Annotated in this window: 20 protein-coding genes; 10 read left to right on the forward strand and 10 right to left on the reverse strand. The window is 72.4% G+C overall.

Annotation, left to right across the window (positions count from 1 at the left end; genetic code table 11):
• The first annotated feature begins 63 nt into the window (after positions 1-63).
• Positions 64-234 carry a DUF3073 domain-containing protein gene (locus HD597_RS66235; RefSeq protein WP_185111444.1) on the forward strand — a complete coding sequence of 57 codons (171 nt, stop codon included), beginning with the start codon at positions 64-66 and terminating at the stop codon, positions 232-234.
• On the opposite strand, the gene HD597_RS51880 is transcribed toward HD597_RS66235, so the two are convergent.
• On the reverse strand, positions 197-1,480 hold the full coding sequence (locus HD597_RS51880) for a cytochrome P450 (RefSeq protein WP_253754992.1): 1,284 nt from the start codon (positions 1,478-1,480) through the stop codon (positions 197-199). The genes HD597_RS66235 and HD597_RS51880 overlap by 38 nt on opposite strands.
• 65 nt (positions 1,481-1,545) lie before the next feature.
• Between HD597_RS51880 and HD597_RS51885 the strand changes: the two genes are divergently transcribed.
• Both HD597_RS51885 and HD597_RS51890 read left to right on the forward strand, forming a co-directional pair.
• Positions 1,546-2,142 carry a TetR/AcrR family transcriptional regulator gene (locus HD597_RS51885; protein WP_253754994.1) on the forward strand — a complete coding sequence of 199 codons (597 nt, stop codon included), beginning with the start codon at positions 1,546-1,548 and terminating at the stop codon, positions 2,140-2,142.
• Positions 2,143-2,221: 79 nt separating this feature from the next.
• Entirely contained in the window at positions 2,222-2,788 is a 567-nt protein-coding gene (locus HD597_RS51890; protein WP_253754996.1) for an NADPH-dependent F420 reductase, read from the forward strand.
• 69 nt (positions 2,789-2,857) lie between these two features.
• On the opposite strand, the gene HD597_RS51895 is transcribed toward HD597_RS51890, so the two are convergent.
• From HD597_RS51895 to HD597_RS51920, 6 genes are all read right to left on the reverse strand, one after another.
• Positions 2,858-4,264 carry an LCP family protein gene (locus HD597_RS51895; protein ID WP_253754998.1) on the reverse strand — a complete coding sequence of 469 codons (1,407 nt, stop codon included), beginning with the start codon at positions 4,262-4,264 and terminating at the stop codon, positions 2,858-2,860.
• A gap of 136 nt (positions 4,265-4,400) precedes the next feature.
• Complete coding sequence (locus tag HD597_RS51900) at positions 4,401-4,664, reverse strand: DUF6510 family protein (RefSeq protein ID WP_253755000.1); 264 nt, start codon at positions 4,662-4,664, stop codon at positions 4,401-4,403.
• A gap of 1 nt (position 4,665) precedes the next feature.
• The gene (locus tag HD597_RS51905) at positions 4,666-5,391 is read right to left on the reverse strand and encodes a ferredoxin reductase (RefSeq protein ID WP_253755002.1); all 726 of its coding nucleotides are present in this window, start codon (positions 5,389-5,391) and stop codon (positions 4,666-4,668) included.
• Position 5,392: 1 nt separating this feature from the next.
• A complete protein-coding gene (locus HD597_RS51910) occupies positions 5,393-5,992 on the reverse strand; it encodes a sulfite oxidase-like oxidoreductase (protein ID WP_253755004.1) in 600 nt (199 codons plus the stop codon).
• 45 nt (positions 5,993-6,037) lie between these two features.
• A complete protein-coding gene (locus HD597_RS51915; RefSeq protein WP_253755006.1) occupies positions 6,038-6,700 on the reverse strand; it encodes a response regulator in 663 nt (220 codons plus the stop codon).
• Positions 6,697-7,851, reverse strand: a complete 1,155-nt coding sequence (locus HD597_RS51920; protein ID WP_253755008.1) for a sensor histidine kinase — start codon at positions 7,849-7,851, stop codon at positions 6,697-6,699. The genes HD597_RS51915 and HD597_RS51920 overlap by 4 nt, the downstream gene beginning before the upstream one ends.
• 195 nt (positions 7,852-8,046) lie before the next feature.
• Here HD597_RS51920 and HD597_RS51925 point away from each other — a divergent pair, with 195 nt between their 5' ends.
• On the forward strand, positions 8,047-8,445 hold the full coding sequence (locus HD597_RS51925; RefSeq protein WP_253755010.1) for a hypothetical protein: 399 nt from the start codon (positions 8,047-8,049) through the stop codon (positions 8,443-8,445).
• On the forward strand, positions 8,442-9,902 hold the full coding sequence (locus tag HD597_RS51930) for a multicopper oxidase family protein (protein WP_253755012.1): 1,461 nt from the start codon (positions 8,442-8,444) through the stop codon (positions 9,900-9,902). The genes HD597_RS51925 and HD597_RS51930 overlap by 4 nt, the downstream gene beginning before the upstream one ends.
• A gap of 42 nt (positions 9,903-9,944) precedes the next feature.
• Here the strand turns inward: HD597_RS51930 and HD597_RS51935 are convergent, their stop codons facing one another.
• Positions 9,945-10,415: an MSMEG_6728 family protein gene (locus tag HD597_RS51935; RefSeq protein WP_253755014.1), complete on the reverse strand. Its 471-nt coding sequence runs from the start codon at positions 10,413-10,415 to the stop codon at positions 9,945-9,947.
• Positions 10,416-10,489: 74 nt separating this feature from the next.
• On the opposite strand from HD597_RS51935, the gene HD597_RS51940 reads away from it, so the two are divergent.
• Together HD597_RS51940 and HD597_RS51945 are read left to right on the forward strand one after the other, a co-directional pair.
• On the forward strand, positions 10,490-12,799 hold the full coding sequence (locus HD597_RS51940; RefSeq protein WP_253755016.1) for a xanthine dehydrogenase family protein molybdopterin-binding subunit: 2,310 nt from the start codon (positions 10,490-10,492) through the stop codon (positions 12,797-12,799).
• Positions 12,800-12,820: 21 nt separating this feature from the next.
• Positions 12,821-13,525 carry a DUF2267 domain-containing protein gene (locus HD597_RS51945; protein ID WP_253755018.1) on the forward strand — a complete coding sequence of 235 codons (705 nt, stop codon included), beginning with the start codon at positions 12,821-12,823 and terminating at the stop codon, positions 13,523-13,525.
• Between the two features lie 42 nt (positions 13,526-13,567).
• Here HD597_RS51945 and HD597_RS51950 read toward each other — a convergent pair whose 3' ends face one another.
• Complete coding sequence (locus HD597_RS51950; RefSeq protein WP_253755020.1) at positions 13,568-13,873, reverse strand: DUF2795 domain-containing protein; 306 nt, start codon at positions 13,871-13,873, stop codon at positions 13,568-13,570.
• A 184-nt stretch (positions 13,874-14,057) separates the two neighbouring features.
• Between HD597_RS51950 and HD597_RS51955 the strand changes: the two genes are divergently transcribed.
• The gene (locus HD597_RS51955) at positions 14,058-14,525 is read left to right on the forward strand and encodes an ATP-binding protein (protein WP_253755022.1); all 468 of its coding nucleotides are present in this window, start codon (positions 14,058-14,060) and stop codon (positions 14,523-14,525) included.
• Positions 14,526-14,593: 68 nt separating this feature from the next.
• Positions 14,594-16,018 carry a WGR domain-containing protein gene (locus HD597_RS51960; protein ID WP_253755024.1) on the forward strand — a complete coding sequence of 475 codons (1,425 nt, stop codon included), beginning with the start codon at positions 14,594-14,596 and terminating at the stop codon, positions 16,016-16,018.
• Between the two features lie 6 nt (positions 16,019-16,024).
• Here HD597_RS51960 and HD597_RS51965 read toward each other — a convergent pair whose 3' ends face one another.
• The gene (locus HD597_RS51965) at positions 16,025-17,383 is read right to left on the reverse strand and encodes an MFS transporter (RefSeq protein ID WP_253755026.1); all 1,359 of its coding nucleotides are present in this window, start codon (positions 17,381-17,383) and stop codon (positions 16,025-16,027) included.
• Between the two features lie 82 nt (positions 17,384-17,465).
• Between HD597_RS51965 and HD597_RS51970 the strand changes: the two genes are divergently transcribed.
• Positions 17,466-18,449 (forward strand): Lrp/AsnC family transcriptional regulator, encoded by a 984-nt coding sequence (locus HD597_RS51970; protein WP_253755028.1) that lies wholly within the window; start codon positions 17,466-17,468, stop codon positions 18,447-18,449.
• The last annotated feature ends 2 nt before the right edge of the window (positions 18,450-18,451 follow it).

Genomic DNA, 18,451 nt, shown 5'->3' on the forward strand with positions numbered 1-18,451 from the left:
TTGCATAATTCTTCAAGTCGCTATGTTGTCGGATAGCATGACAGCGGGGACTAGGGAGTTGCCATGGGCCGAGGAAGAGCCAAGGCGAAGCAGACGAAGGTCGCTCGCCAGCTGAAGTACACCAACCACAACATCGACTACGACCGGCTCCGCGAGGAGCTGGGCGCAGACGAGCGACGCGAGGAGATGTACCCGCCTACGCCATCCGAGCAGGAGTCCGAGCGCGGGCGATGACGCGGGTCAGCTTCGCGGGGGCGAGCGTCACGTTCTTCAGCCGCCTGGCTTCCGGCGCCTGATCAGGCGCCGTGAGCTCCAGGCGGTGCAGCACCTCGCGGATGATGACGCGCATCTCGAGGAGCGCCAGTTGCGCTCCCACGCAGAAGCGCCGCCCGCCGCCGAACGGCATCCAGGCCTTGCCCTGGTGCCCTTCCAGGAAGCGCTCGGGACGAAACTCCCCGGGCGCGGGGAAGGCGGCGGGGTCACGGTGCACGAGCGGGATGTACGGCCCGGCGTACCATCCGGCCGGGATCTCGTACCGGCCCAGCCGTAGCGGGGCGTCGAGCAGCCTCGGCGCCTCATAGACGACGGGCCGCACCCGCAGCACCTCCTTGACCACCGCGTCCAGGTAGGGCTCGTCGTCCGGCAGCCGCCGCAGCACCTCGGGCATGCGCAGGAGCCGCTCGAAGGCCCAGGCCAGGCCGGTCGCGGTCGTCTCGTGGCCGGCGATGAGCATGGTGATCAGCTCGTCACGCAGCTCCTGGTCGCCCAGCTCCGTCTCCAGCAGCCGGCCCAGCACGTCGTCCCCGCCCGGAGCGGCGCGGCGCCGGCGGATCTCCTCGAACAGGATGGCGTCCACCTCGGCCCGCAACCGCAGGAACCGGCTGTACGGCAGGAACGGCGCCCGCGCCGAGAGCTCGCGCAGCCGCTCGGGCAACATCGCCACCTGCATGGAGCCGCCGGTCTCGATCAGCTCGGGCAGCAGCGCGTGCAGCCGCCGGACACGCCCGGCGTCCGTGATGCCGAAGATCAGCCGGATGATGATCTCCAGCGTGATGTCCTGCACGCGCTCGCGCAGCCCGAACGGCCGGCCCAGCGGCCAGGTTGCGATCTTCTCGGCCGCGATCGCCGCGATGTCGTCCTGGTAGCCGGCGACCTGCTTGGCGCGCAGCGGCGGGTTGAGCGCCTTGCGGTGGCGCCACCACGGCTCGCCGTCGAGGGTGAGCACCGAGTGCGCGCCCACCATGTGCTCCAGGAAGTCGCGCCGCGCCTCGCCGGCCCGGCCGTCGCCGCTCTGGTCGGTGCGGTAGACCTGCTCGGCGAGCTCGGCGGTGGTCACGTAGACCTCGGGCGGGAACCCGGCGTAGCGGACCGTGAAGATCGGCCCGTACCTGCGGTGGTAGCTCTCGAACGCGCGCGGCGCGTCGGCCATGAACCGTGCCGTCTGCGCCAGCGCGGGCATCCTCGGGCCGGGTGGGATCATCCTGATTCCTCCATATACATGTACGTACGTCATAGACGCTCGTATACATCTGTAGCATGATTCCCGTGGCAAGAACAGACGCCGGTGGATACCGTGAACGACTGCTGGCAGGAGCGGTGAGCTGCCTGCGGGAGAAGGGTTACGCCCACACGACCGCACGAGACCTGGTCGCGGCCTCGGGCACCAACCTCGCCTCCATCGGCTACCACTTCGGCGGCAAGGACGCGCTCCTCAACGAGGCCATCGCGGCCATCTTCGACCAGTGGACGGAGCGGGTGGAGCACGCGCTGTTCGGCGCCGAGCTGGGCTCCCCGCGGGAGATGTTGCAGCGGGCCATGGCCGAGCTGGTGGACGTCTTCGACGAGCTGCGGCCGGTGCTCATCCTGTGCGTCGAGGGCTATCCGGCGGCGCTGCGCGCGCCCGTGCTCCGGGAGCGGCTCTCCGAGGCGTACGCCAGGACCCGGGTGGCGGGGGCCGACATGTTGCGGCGGGCGAGCGGCGAGCTGGGGGTCGAGCTGCCGATGGAGCCCGAGGTGCTGGTGTCGGTCGTGGTGGCGATCACCGACGGGCTGATGTTGCAGTGGCTGCTCGACCCCGAGGCCACGCCCGACGCCCGCCAGGTCGTCGACGCCATCGCCACCCTGGGCGCCCTCATCGCCTGATCAACTGGCAAAGGTCTGCGAACGCAGGCATGTCGCCCGCGGCTGTGGGCACATCCCCCGGGAACGAGGAGATCAAGACATGCGCGTAGGAATCGTGGGTTCCGGAAGGCTGGGCTCGCCACTCGGCCGACTGCTCGCGGTGGCGGGCCACGACGTGTTCTTCAGCGACGCCGACCCCGCCCGCGCGGCTGCCGCCGCCCGGGCCGCCGACGGCCAGGCAAGGGGCGGGGAGCCCGCCCAGGCGGCGCGGTTCGGCGAAGTCGTGATCATGGCGGTCGGGTGGGAGGCGTTCCCCACGGTGGTGGGGGAGCTGGACGGCATGCTCGCCGGCAAGATCGTCGTGGATCCGAGCAACCCGATCGGCGAGCGCGACGGCGCGGCCGTGGTGGTGGCCGTCCCCGACGGGCTGACCAGCCCTCAGTACCAGCAGCACGTGCTGGGCGACCAGGTGCGCCTGGTGCGCACGTTCAACACGAAGTACCCCAACGAGCTGCTGGAGCTCGGCATCGCGGGCCAGCGCGGCGGGGCGCGTGCCGACATGCCCTACTGGGGCGACGACGACGAGGCCAAGAAGGCCGTGGTGCCGCTCATCGAGGACGCCGGGTTCACCGCCATCGACGGTGGCGGCCTGTCCGAAGCGCTGTGATCAGGCCGCGAGGGCTGTCGTGGCCGACGCCGACGGATCAGTCGCGCGGGTGTCGCCGGTGTCGAAGGATCAGGTCGCGCAGGTGTCGTGGGTGGCGTCGAAGCCCTTCATCGCCTCCGTGTCGTCCGTACGCAGCGGCTTGAGGCCCTTCCAGTCGTTCCCGATCACCAGGATCAGCCGGTTCGTCCTGGCGGCCGGCATGGCCCGCGTGGCGGAGCCCTGAAGGTCGTTGCGGAGTGTGGGCACCCGGGTCTCGCCGTTCGGGCCGTAGACGACCGTGGTCCTCGCCTGCGGCTTGGTGGCCGTGTCGCCGATCTTGGCGATGTGGTAGCCGCGCTGTTCGAGGAAGGCCGCGACCTCCGTGGCCAGGCCGCCGCGCCAGGTGCCGTTGCGCAGCTCGATCTGGATCTTCGAGCGGCCCACCTTGGCCTGGCCGCCCTTGATGCCGTCCACGCTCTGGTCCTTGGCCACGATCTGGAACAGCCGCTTGGACTGGTCCGGCACCCACTCCACCCGGCCCGGCTGGGTGAGGGAGTAGTGCCACGGGGTGGTGATGAACCGGATCTTGCTCATGTCCAGGCCCTGCAGGCTGCCCGCGAGGTCCCGCATGACGCCGGTGGTCAGGCCCTGGTCGGTGGTGATCGCCTGGGTGGCCGCGTCGAGGGTGCCCAGAAGCTTGGCGGGGTCGGTGAGCGTCTCGCCGCTCATCACCTTCTTCACCATCGAGGCGATGAACATCTGCTGCCGCTGGATGCGCCCGATGTCGGAGCCGTCACCGAGGCTGTAGCGGGCGCGCACGTAGCCGAGCGCCTGCTCGCCGTTGAGCGTCTGCTTGCCGGCGGGCAGGTGCAGCAGGGCCTTCTTGTCGTCGATCGCCTCGGGCAGGCAGACCTCGACGCCGCCGATGGCGTTCACGATGCCCTTGAAGCCGGTGAAGTCGACCTTCACGAAGTGGTCGATGTGGATGCCGGTGAGCGCCTCGATCGTCTTCCAGGTGCAGGCGATGCCGCCGGAGTTGAACGACTCGTTGATCATGCCGACGTGCGCCTGCTGGCCGGGCAGGCCCTTGGTGGCGCGGCAGGCGGGCAGCTGGACGACCGAGTCGCGCGGGAAGCTGATCACCATCGCGTTGTCGCGCTGGGACGACAGGTGCGCCAGCATGATCGTGTCGGTGCGCTCGCCCGCGACCCTGCCGTACTTCGCGTTCTTGCCGTTGCGCTGGTCGGAGCCGACGATCAGGACGTTCATGGCGGTGCCGGCCACCTTGGGCGGGCGGGTGGCGCCGAGGTCCTCGGCGGTGACGTCCTCGTGCTCGATGTTGCCGGTCAGGCGCGCGTACACGCCGACGGCCGCGCCGGTGACGAGCAGGACGACGGTCACCGCGACCGCGATCGCCCAGCGCAGCCAGCGGCGTCGCCGCCGCGGTGGCGACGCGTCCGGCTCGGAGGGCGGCGCGTCGACAAGCCCGCTGCTCACGTGACTCCCACAGGACCGGGGCCGCGGGCAGCCGCCCATGGCCAAGAGCCTCGCCGTACAGATCTCGGCCGTTGAACGTGCCTGAGTGTACTCAGTCAGGCCGGGAGCCGCGCCCTCAGCCGGACATGTTCACCTGTCAGTCGGGCAGGTCCACCCGCAGCGACACCGTGCCGCGCAGGTCGAGCCAGGCCGTGCCGGGGCCGCGGACCAGGCGGAGCACGACCTCCTCGCAGCCGGGGCAGCGGGCGACCAGGCCCGGGTCGGGGCCGTACACGCGCAGCGAGGCGACCGGGCCGGTCAGGCCGCAGCTCGCGCAGCGGCCCGTCGCGGAGGTCACGTCCACGGCGAAGATCTCGCCCAGCGGGCCCGCCAGGGCGTTGCCGTCCAGGTGCTCGGTCATGTCAGCCTCCGGTGGGACCGAAACGTTCGGTTCTGATGCGCTCGGGCGCGTGCCCGAGCGCGAGCAGCAGGTCGGCCGCGGCCTCCACGAACTCCGTCGGCCCGCACACGTAGCAGTCGGGCTCGAACGTGGCCGGCCAGCCGCCCTCGGCCAGGTCGTCCAGCATGATGCGGCCCGCGGGCCGGGAGACGCCGTCCGGCGCCGACCTCGTGTAGAGGTAGGTGATGTCCAGCCCGGGCTCGGGCCGGCGCAGCTCCTCGGCGTAGTAGCGGCGCTCCGGGTCGCGCAGGGAGTACAGCAGGCGGAACGGCACGCGGCTGCCCGCCTTCCTGCGCTCCCTGATCATGGCCATCAGCGGCACGATCCCCGAGCCGCCGCCCACCAGCAGCACCGGCGCCTTGCTCTCCGGCCGCCACACGAACCAGCCGCCCACCGGGCCGCGCAGCTCCACCCGGTCGCCGACCCGCAGCTCCTCCGTCAGGTACGGCGACACCTCGCCGTCGTCCACCGTCTCCACGGTCAGCTCGACCAGGTCGCCGTCGGCGGGCGCCGCCATCGAGTAGCTGCGCTGCGCCGTGTAGCCGTCCTCGGCCGTCAGCCGCACGTCCACGTGCTGCCCCGCCAGGTGACCCGGCCAGCCGGGCACCCTGAAGCGCAGCGTGCGGGCGGTCGCGGTCTCGGCGGAGCCGTCCACCAGCTCGGCCGGCCGCCACGTCAGGCGGCGCACCCTAGTCGCCCTCGTAACGCTGCTCACGCCATGGGTCGCCGTAGTTGTGGTAGCCGGCGGTCTCCCAGAAGCCGGGCCAGTCCTCGTTCAGCAGCCGGATGCCGCGCACCCACTTGGCCGACTTCCAGAAGTACAGGTGCGGCACGATCAGCCGGGCCGGGCCGCCGTGGCGCGGCTCCAGCTCCTCGCCGTCGAAGCGGTGCACGATCCACGCCTTGCCGTCGAGCAGGTCCTCCAGCGGCAGGTTCGTGGTGTAGCCGCCGTAGGAGTAGACCAGCGCGTACTCGGCGACGCTCTCGACGTCCTCGAAGAGCACGTCGAGCGAGACGCCCTCCCACGTGGTGTTCAGCTTCGACCACTTGGTGACACAGTGGATGTCGACCGTGGGAGTCTCGCTGGGCAGTGCCGTGAACTCCTCCCACGACCAGCGGTAGGTCTGCTCCGCCTCGGTGTCGATGGCGAACTCCCACCGGTCGAGCGGCACCCGCGGCGTCGGGCCCGCCGACAGCACGGGGAAGTCGTCGACCAGGTACTGGCCCGGCGGCACCCGGTCGCCGTCGTCTCTGCGTTTTCCTCGGAAGCCGCGTGAAATGATGCTCATGGACCCCTCCTGAGGCCATTTCACCACGGGCCCGTTTCGTCACGCTCAACGACCCGCCCGCGGGACGACCAGCCCCGATTCGTAGGCGAAGACCACGAGCTGGGCGCGGTCGCGGGCACGCAGTTTCGTCATCGCCCTGCTGACGTGCGTCTTCGCGGTCATCGGGCTGATCACCATGTGCGCGGCGATCTCGTCGTTGGACAGGCCGCGGGCCACCAGGGCGGTCACCTCGCGCTCCCGGTTGGTGAGCACGTCCAGCCCCGCGGGCTCGGGCTCGGGGCGGCGGGCCACGTACTCGCCGATCAGGCGGCGGGTGATCGCCGGCGACAGCAGCGCGTCGCCCCTGGCCGCGACCCTGACGCCCTGCAGCAGGTCCTCGGGCTCGGTGTCCTTGACCAGGAAGCCGCCGGCGCCCGCCCTGAGGGCGTTGAAGACGTACTCGTCGAGGCCGTAGTTGGTCAGGATCACCACGTGCACGCCGCTCAGCCGCTCGTCGGCGGCGATGCGGCGGGTCGCCTCGATGCCGTCCATCACGGGCATCTGCACGTCGACGAGGGCCACGTCGGGGAGGTGTTCGAGGGCGAGCGCGACGGCCTGCTCGCCGTTCGCGGCCTCGGCCACCACCTCGATGTCGTCCTCGGCCTCCAGCAGGGCGCGGAAGCCGCCGCGGATGAGCGCCTGGTCGTCCACCAGCAGGACTCGGATCATGAGGGTTCTCGCAGGGGGAGCTCGGCGCGTACGGTGAAGCCGCCTTCGGCGCGGGGCCCGGCGAGCAGGCTGCCGCCGAGCGCGGTGACGCGCTCCCGCATGCCGAGCAGGCCCACGCCGGGCACGGGCGGCGCGTCCACGCCGGCCCGGCCGTCGTCGTCCACCTGCACGACCAGCTCCGCCCCGGCGTAGTCGATGCGCACGGCCGCGGCGGCGGCGCCCGCGTGCCTGGAGACGTTGGTCAGCGCCTCCTGCACGATCCGGTACGCGGCCCGGTCCACCTCGGCGGGCAGCTCCCTGCGCTGGCCCGTGACGGTCACCGTGGCGGGCAGCCCCGTCGAGCGGGCCCGCTCCACCAGGTCGCCGAGCCGGGCCAGGCCGCTCGGACCGTCCTGCTCGCCGGGATCGCCGTCCGCGTCGCGCAGCAGCTCCAGCGTGGTGCGCAGCTCCCGCATGGCGTCACCGCCGGCCTCCTGGATGGCGAGCAGCGCCGCCGGCACCTCCTCGCCGCGCTTGCGCGCCAGGTGCACCGCCACCCCGGCCTGCACCTTGATGACCGAGATGCTGTGGGTGAGCGAGTCGTGCAGCTCCCTGGCGATGCGCAGCCGCTCCTCGCCCGCCCGGCGGCGGGCGACCTCCTCGCGGGTGCGCTCGGCCTCGGCGGCACGCTGCTCGGCCTGCTCCACGTACGCCTGCCGGTGCATGCTCACCGTGCCCCCCACCCCGGCGGCCAGGAACCAGCCGAGCAGCAGCGTCGTGTTCTGGAGGATCTGCTGCTCCTGCGCGGCGCCGCTCACGCCGGCCAGGCCGCCCGCCAGGCTGGAGCCCAGGAAGACCACCCCGGCCAGCACCGGGAACAGGCGGTGCCCCGCCCTGGCCGCGCCGTACACCGACATCAGCACGGGGAAGGCGGCGGGCGGCCCCGGCTGGGCGTGCGCGGAGAACACCAGCATGCACACCGTGGTGATCGCCAGCGCCACCAGGGGAGCCCGGCGCCAGGCCAGCAGCGCGGCCGACGCGACGAGGACCGCGGCCAGGTCCAGGGCTCCCGCGCCGGGGGTCGCGAGGGCGGTGAGCGAGAGCAGGGCGGCCACCACGGCGGCGAGGGCGCCGTCGAGGGCGAAGGAGCGCCATCCGCGCGCAGAGCTCATTGCTGCAGATTAGAGCGCGATCCGGGCGCCCGTCGTCGGCACCCGGGCGGAGCCCGCTACTACTCCCGGCGTAGTACGCCCGCCGTTCCTGCATCCCGTGTCGTAGCGGCAGGATTCGCCCGCCGCACGACGACCGGAGGCGGGCCGTGAGACCACGATGGCGGTCATGGAGAGAACCAGTCCGAGGAGCCGATCATGACCGCTTCCACCGCCGTGGCCGCCCGCCCGGCGACCTGGACCATCCAGACACTCAAGGCCGTGGCCGTGCTGCACGTGGTCGCGCTGCTGTTCCAGGCGGTGACGGCGGGCATGCTGCTGTCCTCGCCCGGCGGGCGGGCGCTGCACGGAGCCTCGGCCATGGCCCTGGCCGTCATCGGGCTGCTCCACCTGGTCGCCGCGATCCTGGTGCGGTGGCCGGGCGGCGGCCCCGCGAGGTTCATCGGGCCGGCGGCGGGGCTGCTGGTGTTCACGATCGTGGCGATGGTGCTCGGCATCATGCACGTGAAGACCGTTCACCTGCCGCTCGGGGTGTTGCTGTTCGGCGGCGGCGTGGCCCAGCTCATCCGCGTCATGGCGCGGCCGGAACGGGCATGAACCCCACCCGTCGCGAGATGCTGCGGCTGCTCGGGCTCGGCGCCGTCACGGTCGCCGGGGCCCAGGGGTGCTCGCTGCTCGCCGGCACCCCGCAGCCGCAGCTCCTGGCCGGCACGGCACCGCTGCCCGAGCCGTACGCGGTGCCGCTGCCGGTCCCCGAGGTCGCCCGGCCGGTCCGCAGCACCGGCGAGGTGGACTTCTACGAGCTGACCGAGCGGGCGGCGGAGGCCGAGCTGCTGCCCGGGCTGCGCACCCCCATCTGGGGGTACGGCGGCACCTTCCCCGGCCCCACGATCAAGGCCCGCAGCGGGCGGCGCACCGTCGTCAAACTGATCAACCAGCTCGGCGAGCCGACCGTCCTGCACCTGCACGGCGGGCACACGCCGCCCGAGTCCGACGGCTACCCGACGGACCTGGTGGCGCCCGGCGCGTCGCGCGAGTACGTGTTCCCGCTGGAGCAGCGGGCCGCCACGCTCTGGTACCACGACCATCGCATGGACTACACCGGGCCGCAGGTCTGGCGGGGGCTCGCGGGCATGTTCCTGGTCGGGGACGCGGAGGAGGAGGCGCTGCCGCTGCCGTCCGGGGAGCGGGACCTGCCGCTGCTGATCTGCGACCGGTCGTTCGCGGCCGACGGCCACCTGCTGTACCCGGCGCTGGAGGGCAAGCCGGGGGTGCGGGAGGCGTACATGGGGGGCGTGCTCGGGGACGTGATCCTGGTGAACGGGGCGCCGTGGCCGGAGCTGCGGGTGGCCAGGGCGCGGTACCGGCTGCGGCTGTGCAACGCCTCGAACGCGCGGGCGTACGAGCTGTCCACCGGGGGGCCGATGGTGCAGATCGGGAGCGACGGGGGGCTGCTGGCGGCGCCCAGGACGGTGAGGCAGATCCGGCTGGCGCCGGGGGAGCGGGCCGACGTGGTCGTGGACTTCTCGGCGTACCGGGTGGGGCAGCACGTCGAGCTGCGGAACCTGGCGGGGGAGGGGGCGCAGGCGCGGGTGATGCGCTTCGCGGTGGAGCGGGACGAGAGCGACGACTCCGCCGTGCCGGCCCGGCTGTCGACCGTGGAGGCGCTCGATCCCGCCAAGGCCGCGGTGACGCGGGACTTCGACTTCAGCAGCGGGAGCATGCACGGGGGGACGGGGTGGCTGATCAACGGGCGGCCGTTCGACGCCGGGCGCATGGAGGCGAGGCCCAAGCTGGGCGACATCGAGGTCTGGCGGCTGACCAGCGATGTCGCGCATCCGGTGCACGTGCATCTCGACCAGTTCCAGGTGCTGTCGGTCAACGGGGAACGCCCGCAGGGGCCGCCGGAGTGGAAGGACACCGTGGAGCTGCGCGACGCCCAGACCGTCGAGATCGTCACCCGCTTCACCGACTACCGGGGGCGGTACGTCCTGCACTGTCACAACCTGGAGCACGAGGACATGGCCATGATGGCCGCCTTCGAGGTCATCTGACCACCTCACCGCCGCACTCCCAGCGATCGGCGGGATGAGTGCTCAGGCGGGCAGGCGGTCCGAGCGGGGCCAGACGTAGTCGAGGTCATCCGGTTCGTCCCCGAAGATGGGCCGGTAGAAGCCCGGATCCTTCCGCAACAGAGCAGAGCGATGGCTGAGGTGGAGGCGTTCGTCGCCGAGCCACGGCGGCAGCTCGCCGGCCGCCTCCAGCTCGGGCTGGGCGCGGATGTCCGGCGTGCCGCGGAGCTGGGCGAGCTCGGTGCTCATCGTGCCGGCGCAGGTGTCGGCCCGCCCCAGGGAGCACCAGTGGCGGCACATCTCCAGCCCGTAGCGCACGAGCGCCTCCTCGTACCCCGCCCACATCTTGACCGCGGGGTGGTGGCGCCAGCCGTACCCGGGGACGGTGAGGGCGCGCAGCACCTGGAGGGTCTCGACGCGCTGTTTGCCCAGCCGCAGCGGGTCGAGGACCGCCGCGGTCGCCGCGAAGTCGGGATATGGCAGGAACGTTTGCATCTGTACCCCCGCTGACGTGCTCCTTCTCGCCGGATCGTATAGACCGCCCGCCACCCGACGCTCACAATCAGGGCATGGGAGACCCGTATGTCGGCGCACGGACGCCGCGCAGGGAAGACGCCAGGCTGCTGACCGGCAAGAGCAGGTACGTGGGGAACGTGCGCCTGCCCGGCACGCTGCACGCCCACGTCGTACGCAGCCCCATCGCCCACGGCAGGCTGCTCGGCTGCGACGCCAAGGCGGTCTGGGCCGTCGAGGGAGTCGTCGACGTCATCACCCCGGCCGACGCGGCCGGCCTCCGCCTGCCCTGCGTGAACGTGCTGCCGGGCCAGCGCATCACCTCCTACCCGGTGCTGGACGACGCCATCAGGTACGCGGGCCAGCCGCTCGCCCTGATCGTCGCCCGCACGCCGGAGGCCGCCAGGGACGCCGCCGACCTCCTCGACCTGGACCTCGACGAGCTGCCCGCCACGGTCGGCGCGGAGCGGGCCATGGACGCCCGGCCGCTCTACCCGGAGCTGGGCACCAACGTGATCACGGACTTCGGGATGGGCGACGAGGACTGCCTGGCCGCCGTCGAGGGGGCCGAGCACGTGGTCGAGATGGTGTTCAGGATGGGCAGGGTCTCGCCGTACCCGCTGGAGCCGCGCGGCGTGGTGGCCTCGTACGCCGACGACGAGCTGACCGTGCACATCTCCTCGCAGGCGCCGCACCACGTGCGCGAGCACCTGGCGGACACGTTCGGGCTGTCCCACGACCGGGTGCGCGTGGTCAGCCGCGACACGGGCGGCGGGTTCGGCGCCAAGGAGCACGTCTATCCCGACGAGACGCTCGTCTGCCTGGCCGCGATGCGCGCGGGCCGCCCGGTGAGCTGGACGGAGGCGCCGGGCGACCGGCTGTCGGCCACGCTGTCGGCGCGGCAGGCGGTGCACCGGGCACGGCTGGCGCTCGACGGCGACGGGCGGTTCGTGGCCCTGTACGTCGACGTCGTCGGCGACCTCGGCGCCCACCCGGGGAACACGGGAGGCTCGACGTTCGCGGTCACGGCCACGCTGCTGCCGGGTCCGTACCGGTTCGACCGGTTCGCGGCGCGGGTGCGCGGCGTGGTGACCACGACGACGCCGTTCGGCTCCTACCGGGGCTTCGGCCAGCCGGAGGCCACGCTGACCAGGGAGCGGCTGATCGACGAGGCGGCGCGCCGGCTCGGCATCGACCGGATCGAGCTGCGGCTGCGCAACATGCTGCGGCCGGAGGAGCTGCCGTTCACCACGGCAGCGGGCCAGAGGTACGACTCGGGCGACTACCCGCGTGCCCTGCGCACGGTCCGGGATCTCGTCAGGCCCGTCGGCCGCGCGGACGACGGGCGCAGGCGCGGCGTGGGCTACTCCTGCCACGTCGAGACCACCGGGCTGGGCCCGTCGATGGACCTCAAGGCCATGGGCGCGGAGTCGGGCGGCTACGAGACGGTGGTGCTGCGGATGGAGCAGGACGGGTCCGTGGTGGTGTCGGCGGGGGTGGTCTCGATCGGGCAGGGCATCGAGACGGCGCTGGCCCAGCTCGCGGCCGACCGGATCGGGGTGCCGATCGAGCGGGTCCGGGTGGTGCTGGGGGACACGGCGATGACGCCGTACTCGTCGATCGGGTCGATCGCCAGCCGGTCGTTGCCGATCGGCGGCGGGGCGCTCACGCGGGCCGCCGGGAAGCTGCGCGACAAGCTGCTGGCCATCGCCGCGCACCGGCTGGAGGCGGCGCCGGAGGACCTGGAGCTGGCCGACGGCGCGGTGCGGGTGAAGGGCGACCCGCACGCGTCGGTGCCGCTGCGCGAGCTGGCCACGTCGGCGTGGCGCGGCTGGGACCTGCCCGAGGGGGTCGACCCCGGCCTGGAGGAGCGCGACAGCTACGACCCGCCCGGCTACACCTTCGCGTACGGGGCGCACGCGGCGGCCGTGGCCGTGGACCCGGAGACCGGGGCGGTCGAGCTGGAGGGCTACTGGGTGGTCAACGACTCCGGCGTGCTGGTCAACCCGGCCGTGGTCGAGGGGCAGATCATGGGAGCCGTGGCGCAGGGGATCGGCCAGGCGCTGACCGAGGAGATCGTCTACACCGACGACGGGCAGCCGATCACCGACTACCTGCCGCCGACCACGCGGGAGGTGCCGGACATCGAGGTCGTGATGCTGGAGACGCCCTCGCCGGTCACGCCGGGCGGCATGAAGGGCGTCGGCGAGTCGGGCACGATCGGCCCGCCCGCGGCGATCGCCAACGCGGTCGCCGCCGCCCTGCCGGAGATCGCCGACCGGGTCACCGACGTGCCTCTCACCCCGGCCGCCGTGTGGTCCCTGCTGCAGGTGTCGAGCTCCCAGGCCGGGGAACGAGGAGCCTGAACAGGGGATTCGGGGGACATCATGGTGGAATACCGGGAGCTGCTCAGCGCCATCGGCCGCATGACGGGCCTGGGCGCCGGGCCGGCCAGGGCGGCGGCGGAGGCCACGCTCACCACGCTGGCGCGCACGCTCGACGAGGCGGACCGGCGCGAGCTGATCGACGCGCTGCCGCCCGAGCTGACCGACGACTTCCCGATGGACCACCCGGGCAACGACGGCACCGAGGAGGGCTTCGTCCGTCAGGCGGCCCTGCTCGGTCGCCGGCCTCCCGAGCAGGCCAGGATCAGGGCGCAGGCCGTGCTGGCGGCGGTGGCGGAGCAGGATCCGGCGCTGGTGGCTCGGCTGCACATCCCCGAGCAGGTGCGCGGCCTGTTCGAGCCGCCGGGCAGCGGTGGCGGCATCACCGGGCCCAAGGGGCACAGCGCCCCGCTGACGGACGCCGAGATCGACGCGGCGCTGCGCACGCTGCCGCGGTGGAGCGGTGACCGGTCGGGGCTGCGCCGCACGATCTCGTTGCCGCGGGAGAACCTGCACGCGGTGCGCAGGGCGCTCGACCGGCTCAAGATCACGTTCGGCCGTCAGCCGCAGCTCCACGACACCGCCGACGGGCTCGTCCTGCTGGTGCGGACGGTCTCGGTGGGCGCCGTGACGTCGCTGGACCTGGTGCTGGCCAGGCGGGTGGACGAGCTGATCGAGGAGATCGGCGCGGGCATCGGCCGCCCCTGACCGGCCTGCGGGCATCACGCGCGCCTGACCGGCCTGCGGGGGTCACTCCTGGTCGATCGGCTTGGGGCTGGACGGGCGCATGCTCTCGGCCAGCCCCGCCTTCCTGCCCCGCCGGCGGTGCTGCTGCACGCGCTCGTGCTCGGTGCGGCCGGGCGCGGGATCGACGGGCACCGACCGCAGCACCTCGGCCATGCTCGCGTACTCGCCGAGCGGCAGCGACCGCAGGGCGCGCTCGGTGTCCTCGCCGGCGCCGTGCGCGTGGGCGTGCGCCACGATGCTCTCCTTGTCGGCCGGGAAGTCGAGGGAGTTGAGGGCTTCGCGCACCGGGCGCGTGTCGTGCAGTTTCATGCTGCCCCACTACCCGAGTTACGGACACTGCCCTAAAAGAATTCGTGATATTTCACCGAAAATTCGACCCGAACAGCGCTCTCGTACGTACACGTTTCGACAGCGTTGTACGTCAACACATAGGCAGGTCCTCTTGTTAAGCGAAAGGCGCATTCGCTGCCCCTCGGCACAGGAAAGAGACGCCATGACCAGGCTGCGATCGACTCGCCGGAGCCGGAAGCAGTACGCGTGGCCGCTGCGCGAGGACGCACGGACGGTCGGTCAGGCTCGTGCCCTCGTACGCACGGAATTGTCGCAACTCTCCCTTTCCTCCGATCTCATTGACGACGCCGTTCTCATGGTGAGCGAATTGATCACCAATGCCTTCATGTACGGCGACGGCCCCTACGAACTCGTTCTCCACGTGGACGAGAAGGACATCATGGTCGTGGTCGTGGACGGCAGCCCCGTCCTGCCCGCCCCGGCGCCCCACGACCTGGCCGCCGAGCACGGGCGCGGGCTGCGCATCGTGGCCCGGCTGTCCGACGGCTTCTACGGCTGCCACCCCCAGCGCTACCTCACGCAGCCCGGCCTGGTCGGCAAGGCCACCTGGTTCGCGATCCCGCGCTCCGGCACCGCCGGCAACGTGGTGCCGATCCGGGCGGGCGTCTGACTTTGTCGCCGCTGTCCTCTACGCTCCCCAGCAATTGATCACGGGCTCAATTCTGGAGAAGCGCGGACATGACCTATTTGGAGCTGTCTGAGGACGGCGGCGGATCGCACAAGTTCTACGAGGTGATCGTGGCGGGCACGCAGGTCACCATCACGTACGGGCGGATCGGCGAGACGGGACAGACCAAGGTCACCTCCTTCCCCACGGAGGCCAAGGCCCAGGCCGCGGCGGCCAAGAAGGTCGCGGAGAAGAGCCGCAAGGGCTACGCGCCCGCCGTGCGCGGCGTGCGCCAGCGCCGGGCCGTCACCCGCAGGGCCATCACGAGCACCCGCTCGACCGCCCAGCAGGCGCCGGTGTTGTGGCGCTTCGACAGCGGGGCGTCGGCGTTCGGCATCTTCGTGGACGGCGAGCGCTGCTGGGTCGGCAACCAGCGCGGCGACGTCTACACCGTCGCCCACTCCGGCATCGTGACCGGCCGCTTCCGGCTGCCCGACGGCGTGAAGTGCATCGTGGCCGACGACTTCTGGATCTACGCCGGGTGCGACGACGGCCGCGTGTACGACCTGAGCGGCAAGGTCCCGAGGTCCGCGTACGAGATCGCGGCCGACGTGGACATCTACTGGCTCGACATCCACGACGGCGTGCTCGGCGTCTCCGACCGGGCCGGCAGGGTCACCGCGATCGACTACGAGGACGAGTTCCAGTGGGCGCGCAACAGCGGCGGCGACTCGGCCTGGATGGTCAGGTGCGACGCCGACTCCGTCTACTTCGGCCACTCGCGCGGCGTCGCCCGCTACGACGTCTCCGACGGCACCCCGATCTGGGAGACCACGGTCGCCGACCAGGTGCTGTTCGGCTGGCAGGAGGAGCACTCGGTCTACGCGGGCACCGGCCGCCGCACCGTGCACCGCCTGGCCAAGGGCGACGGCCGGGTCGAGGCCGTCTACCAGTGCGACGGCGCCGTCTACTCCTGCGCCACCTCGCCGGGCGGCCGCCACGTCTTCGCCGGTGACAACCACTCCTCCGTCTACTGCTTCGACGCCTCCGGCGAGCGGCTGTGGAAGCTCGCCACCGGCTGCGGCTCCGCCTTCTCCATGCAGTACCTGGACGAGCGGCTCTACATCGTCACCACGGACGGCACCCTGGCCTGCATCGACGCCAGTGAGGCCGCCATCGCCGCGGCCCGCACCGGCAGCGTCCCCCAGCCGGTGGACGTCAAGGCGGCGGCGTCGCTGGAGGCCGTCGAGCCCTCGGTCGTGCTGGAGACCGTGCTGGAGACGGCGAGCGAGGCGGGCGACGGCGTGGTGGTGGAGTGCGTGCGGGAGGGCGAGCGGCTGCGGGTGCGGGTGGTCAGCCCCGGCTACGAGACGTGGAACGTGCAGTTCCCCAAGGACATCCGCGAGGCGGGCGCCCGCTACCTGGTGGACGGCGTGCGCTCGGCCGGGCGCGGCGGTTTCTACCGCGCCCACGGGGAGATCCGCCGCCTCCTCTGACGGGTTTCAGCGCGGCCCTGTGACGGTCACCAGCACCAGCAGCCCCGCCACGGCGCCGGTGATCGCGCTGGCCAGGTAGACCTCGTTGAGCGCCGCGTACCCTCCGCCGTCCCGGTAGAGCAGGCCGAGCAGGGCGATGCCGAGCGCGTAACCGAGTTGCCTGACCGTGTTGACCGTGCCCGCGGCCATGCCGGCGCGCTGCGGCGGCGCGTACGTCATGGCCGCGGAGCTGAACGCGGGAACGGCCAGGCCCACGCCCAGACCGGTGAGGACCAGCCCGGGTGCCAGGGCGGCCCAGCCCGAATGCTCGCCGAGCGTGCCCTGCAGCAGCGCGCCGGCGCCGATCAGCAGCAGCCCGCCGCCCACCGCGACGCGCGGCGACAGCCCGGGGAACAGCCGCGAGACCGCCACGGAGGCCACCAGCGACGTGGCGGCCATCGGCGACAGCGCCAGCCCCGCCATCACCGGCCCGAGCCGCAGGTCCTGCTGCAGCCACAGCGAGGTGAAGGCCAGGCAGGCGAACGCGGCCGGCATGATCAGCCCGGCCCCGGCCATGATCCCGTTGAACGACCGCCCGGCGAACAGCCGCAGGTCCAGCATGGGATGCGCGCCACGCGACTCGACGGCGAGGAAGGCGGCGAGCGCCGACGCCGCCACGACCAGCGGCGCCAGCGTGCGTGCCGCCGCCCAGCCGTGCTCGCCCGCCTCGATCAGCCCGTACGTCAGCGCTCCCGCCGCCAGTGTGAACGTGACCATGCCCGCCCGGTCGAGCCGGGCCCTGCCGGGCAGGCGCGACTCCTCGACGCCCCGCAGGGTCAGCCAGGCGGCGACCAGGCTGATCGGCAGGTTCACCAGGAAGATGGCCCGCCAGTGCAGGTGCTCGGTGAGCAGGCCGCCGAGCACGGGCGCGACGGCCGCGGCGGCCCCGTTCACGCCGCCCCACACGCCGAACGCGATGCCCCGCTGCCTGCCGTGGTAGGTGGCGCTGACGAGGGCGAGGGTGGTGGCCATCATGGCCGCGGCGGCGGCGCCCTGCACCAGGCGGGCGCCCAGCAGCAGCCCGGCGCTCGGGGCCAGCCCGCAGGCGAGCGATGCCAGCGCGAACACCCCCAGCGCTCCCAGGTAGACCCTGCGCCGCCCCGTGTGGTCGGCGTACGAGCCGGCGGCCAGCAGCAGCGCGGCGAGTGCCAGCGCGTAGCCGTCCAGCAGCCACTGCGCGTCGGTGAAGGACATGCCCAGGTCGGCCGTGATGCCGGGCAGCGCGACCATGACGATGGTCACGTCCACGAGCAGCATGAATGCGCCCAGACTGGCGGCCACCAAGGGGGACCAGGAGACGGTCTCCTTCGTACGTGTTGTCGTCATGGCGACCACGGTGCGGCCGTTCCGGGGTTATCCGCTACTCGGAGCCGTACTTCTGGCGGGATTCCGCGTGCACTAGCTTGTAATGGTGGAAATCATCGAGCTGGACGAGGTGGACCGCGGGCTGCTGCACGCGCTGCAGGTGGACGGGAGAGTGTCGTTCAGCCGCGTCGGTGAGATCCTCGGGGTGTCGGACCAGCGGGTGGCGCGGCGCTACCGGCGGCTGCGCTCCACCGGCATGCTGCGCGTGGCCGGCGTCGTGGACGGGCGGCGCCTCGGCTACGAGTCGTGGGCGATCAGGCTGCGCTGCACGCCGGACGCGGCGGTGTCGATCGCCGAGGCGCTCGGGCGGCGCTCCGACACGTTCTGGGTGCACCTGCTGTCCGGCGGCACCGAGATCTCCGCCGGCACGCTGCAGCGCACGGCGCGCGAGCGCGAGTCGCTGCTGCTCGGCAAGCTCGCCAGGACCAACCGGGTGCTCTCGGTGACCGCGCACAGGACCCTCTACACGTTCGTGGGCGGGCGCGTCGGCTGGCAGGGCCTGGCCGTGCTCTCGCCCGAGCAGGTCGCCCGGCTCGCGGACAGCCGCGTCTACCGCAGGCGGGGCGAGGGCGAGCCGATCACGCTCGGCCCCGGCGACCAGGCGCTGCTGGACGAGCTGTCCCGCGACGGCCGCACCGGCTACGCCGACCTGGCGGCGGTGACCGGCTGGTCGGAGTCGACCGTGAGGCGGCGGATGGAGCAGCTCTGCTCGGCCGGCGCGCTCTTCTTCGACCTGGACGTGCTGCCCGCCCTGATGGGCTACCAGGTCGAGGCCCAACTGTGGATGTCGGTGCCGCCCGCCGAGCTCGACGCGACGGGCAGGGCGCTGGCCGGGCACCACGAGGTGGCGTTCGCGGGCGCGACGACCGGGCCCACCAACCTGACGGCCAGCATCGTCTGCCGCGACGACGAGGCCCTCTACCGCTACCTGACCGACAGCCTGGGCGCGCTGCCCGCGATCAGGCACATCGAGACCGCGCCCATCATCAGGACCATCAAGCGGGCGGGGGCCGTGATGTCCCTCTGACG

This window comes from Nonomuraea thailandensis (genome assembly GCF_024172165.1).
GTDB classification, from domain to species: Bacteria; Actinomycetota; Actinomycetes; order Streptosporangiales; family Streptosporangiaceae; genus Nonomuraea; species Nonomuraea thailandensis.

Bases quoted from the DNA above. Each gene is read 5' to 3' on its own strand.
- HD597_RS66235 (WP_185111444.1), top strand. From the start codon at position 64: ATGGGCCGAGGAAGAGCCAAGGCGAAGCAGACGAAGGTCGCTCGCCAG.
- HD597_RS51880 (WP_253754992.1), bottom strand. From the start codon at position 1,480: ATGATCCCACCCGGCCCGAGGATGCCCGCGCTGGCGCAGACGGCACGG.
- HD597_RS51890 (WP_253754996.1), top strand. From the start codon at position 2,222: ATGCGCGTAGGAATCGTGGGTTCCGGAAGGCTGGGCTCGCCACTCGGC.
- HD597_RS51900 (WP_253755000.1), bottom strand. From the start codon at position 4,664: ATGACCGAGCACCTGGACGGCAACGCCCTGGCGGGCCCGCTGGGCGAG.
- HD597_RS51910 (WP_253755004.1), bottom strand. From the start codon at position 5,992: ATGAGCATCATTTCACGCGGCTTCCGAGGAAAACGCAGAGACGACGGC.
- HD597_RS51915 (WP_253755006.1), bottom strand. From the start codon at position 6,700: ATGATCCGAGTCCTGCTGGTGGACGACCAGGCGCTCATCCGCGGCGGC.
- HD597_RS51920 (WP_253755008.1), bottom strand. From the start codon at position 7,851: ATGAGCTCTGCGCGCGGATGGCGCTCCTTCGCCCTCGACGGCGCCCTC.
- HD597_RS51925 (WP_253755010.1), top strand. From the start codon at position 8,047: ATGACCGCTTCCACCGCCGTGGCCGCCCGCCCGGCGACCTGGACCATC.
- HD597_RS51930 (WP_253755012.1), top strand. From the start codon at position 8,442: ATGAACCCCACCCGTCGCGAGATGCTGCGGCTGCTCGGGCTCGGCGCC.
- HD597_RS51935 (WP_253755014.1), bottom strand. From the start codon at position 10,415: ATGCAAACGTTCCTGCCATATCCCGACTTCGCGGCGACCGCGGCGGTC.
- HD597_RS51940 (WP_253755016.1), top strand. From the start codon at position 10,490: ATGGGAGACCCGTATGTCGGCGCACGGACGCCGCGCAGGGAAGACGCC.
- HD597_RS51945 (WP_253755018.1), top strand. From the start codon at position 12,821: ATGGTGGAATACCGGGAGCTGCTCAGCGCCATCGGCCGCATGACGGGC.
- HD597_RS51950 (WP_253755020.1), bottom strand. From the start codon at position 13,873: ATGAAACTGCACGACACGCGCCCGGTGCGCGAAGCCCTCAACTCCCTC.
- HD597_RS51955 (WP_253755022.1), top strand. From the start codon at position 14,058: ATGACCAGGCTGCGATCGACTCGCCGGAGCCGGAAGCAGTACGCGTGG.
- HD597_RS51960 (WP_253755024.1), top strand. From the start codon at position 14,594: ATGACCTATTTGGAGCTGTCTGAGGACGGCGGCGGATCGCACAAGTTC.
- HD597_RS51965 (WP_253755026.1), bottom strand. From the start codon at position 17,383: ATGACGACAACACGTACGAAGGAGACCGTCTCCTGGTCCCCCTTGGTG.
- HD597_RS51970 (WP_253755028.1), top strand. From the start codon at position 17,466: ATGGTGGAAATCATCGAGCTGGACGAGGTGGACCGCGGGCTGCTGCAC.